Annotated in this window: 4 protein-coding genes and 1 pseudogene; all 5 read right to left on the bottom strand. The window is 41.8% G+C overall.

Annotation, left to right across the window (positions count from 1 at the left end):
- Positions 1-48: 48 nt before the first annotated feature.
- Positions 49-252: pseudogene (locus BN93_RS14715) on the bottom strand (PcfK-like family protein); the annotation flags it as partial.
- A gap of 17 nt (positions 253-269) precedes the next feature.
- Complete coding sequence (locus BN93_RS14710) at positions 270-860, bottom strand: hypothetical protein (protein WP_019189065.1); 591 nt, start codon at positions 858-860, stop codon at positions 270-272.
- A 12-nt stretch (positions 861-872) separates the two neighbouring features.
- Positions 873-1154 (bottom strand): hypothetical protein, encoded by a 282-nt coding sequence (locus tag BN93_RS14705; protein ID WP_019189064.1) that lies wholly within the window; start codon positions 1152-1154, stop codon positions 873-875.
- Positions 1155-1165: 11 nt separating this feature from the next.
- Positions 1166-1384, bottom strand: coding sequence for a hypothetical protein (locus BN93_RS14700; RefSeq protein ID WP_019189063.1), 219 nt, complete (start codon positions 1382-1384; stop codon positions 1166-1168).
- 12 nt (positions 1385-1396) lie between these two features.
- Entirely contained in the window at positions 1397-1606 is a 210-nt protein-coding gene (locus BN93_RS14695; RefSeq protein WP_019189062.1) for a hypothetical protein, read from the bottom strand.
- Between the last annotated feature and the right edge of the window lie 222 nt (positions 1607-1828).

Genomic DNA, 1828 nt, shown 5'->3' with positions numbered 1-1828 from the left:
AAATATATAGTATACCAAAGGCATTCTCTGGATAATATTTTACTTTGGATAGTAATGCACGGCAAGGGAATATACCTCCTCATCGGACAGACCTGCACACCCCATTCTTTGGACTTCCGTCAAGATGTAGGTAATACACTCGTCTATGCTCTTGTTCTCTTTGTGGAAACTCTCCGCAAAGAGTTCATCGTATGATGCTCTCGTTTCCAAATAGTTTTGGATAACGTCCTTGAAATGTTCTGTACCTTTCATTGTCTTTGATATTTTAATCAGTTGAATAATGTTCCGTTGGATAGAAATTCGTAGTTGTTGGCTTCGCAACTCTCGGCAAAGGCTTCCTCACTGAGTTGGTATTTCATATCGTCCCTGCAAGCCTTGAAAAAGCCGTTTAAGCACTTGTTCATAAGTTCGTAAAGGGTGGTGTTGTCGGGGGCTTTCAGAAAGTCGTATATAGGCTGTAATATCTCATAGTCCATATAATAGCCCGTCAAAACACAATCATTGGTGACGAATACACGGCTTTTGCGCTTTGTCTTGTAATTGTGTCCCCAAATGGTCTTAGGTAGATACAAGTCGTTCCAATAGTTATTGACAAGGTATTTCAGAAGTCTTGTTCCTTTCAGATTGTCTTCCTCCTCGCTGTAATGAGAAGTGAAACGATACCAATAGGAATAATCATCGTATGACCATCTGTCCACCTTGATATTGAATATCTGTTCAAAGGCTTGCAATGTCTTTCGGTTTTCTTCGTCCCAACCATAGTTGAAATGTTCCGCCCAATGGCTGTGTGCCTTTGCTTGTGCCTCTTTGGTCAGTTCGTGGAGGTTATATACCTCGTATGTTCTTGTTTCCGTTCTCATATTCGTTTGGTGTTATCGGGTTGTATTATTGATGATGTCTTCTCCATTATCCGCAAAGACCTCGATAGTTGGTTTTCCTCCGTTTTCCTCTACGGATAGGCTTTCGGAGGTGTCATATAATGTTTCTCCGTCTGTGATGATGATTTTCTCATCATCCTCAAAGCAAAGCACGTCCTCACCTTGCCACGACTTGACAAGGGCAACGGCTTCCTCGTAATTCTCGGCTGTTACTTCAAAGTGGGTGCGTTCCCAACAAGTAACCTTTCTGTCTTGGTAAAATCTGAATGCTTCCATTGTTCCTATTTTTAGATGGTTGTCAAAATGATTTCTTGGATATAAATAGGTTTAACTTCTGAAAAGAGATAGAGTATAAACTCCTTTTTGTCTTTCCGATTGAGTTCCTTGTATAGTTCCCCAAAGGCGGATATGTTTCCGTTTAGGTAAACCGATACCATATACTCGAAGATGTTGTCCACTTCGTAGTATCTGCATTGCTGTGCGATTGTCTTGCTTCTTCTTTTCATATATCTGTCTGTTTAAGAAATGAGTACCCAAAGTATTGCCCCGATGATGAGAGCATAAGCCAAGATGTACACTGCGATTGCCAAAGCGATGGTAAGGAGTAGCCGAATGAGGAACTTCCCTGCACATATCCCTGCCAGCCAAAGCCAGACACTTCCGCCCCAAAGGAGAGAGCCTGCGAGTGCAAGAGCCAGCCCAATTGATATTTTGTATCTCAGTTTCATCTTGTCTGATTTTTTTGATTTTATGCGGATTCCAGAGGTGAGGGAGTTGAGTTTCCATTTTTCATTTTCTCTGTCCTCGTGTTTCCGACATTTTTTTTATGCGTTTTTCCGTCGGGTCGGTCGTTTTCGTTTCAGGGGCTTAAAAAGGTAGGGCTTAGGACAAACAAGGTTTTACGGCGAGAATACTACCTGCAATGAAATGGAAGTGTGGAGATTGTCGTC

The sequence above is a fragment of the Prevotella conceptionensis 9403948 genome, assembly GCF_000312305.1.
GTDB classification, from domain to species: Bacteria; Bacteroidota; Bacteroidia; order Bacteroidales; family Bacteroidaceae; genus Prevotella; species Prevotella conceptionensis.
The sequence above is the reverse complement of the archived record's forward strand: the minus strand, read 5'-3'. Positions and strand labels throughout refer to the sequence as shown.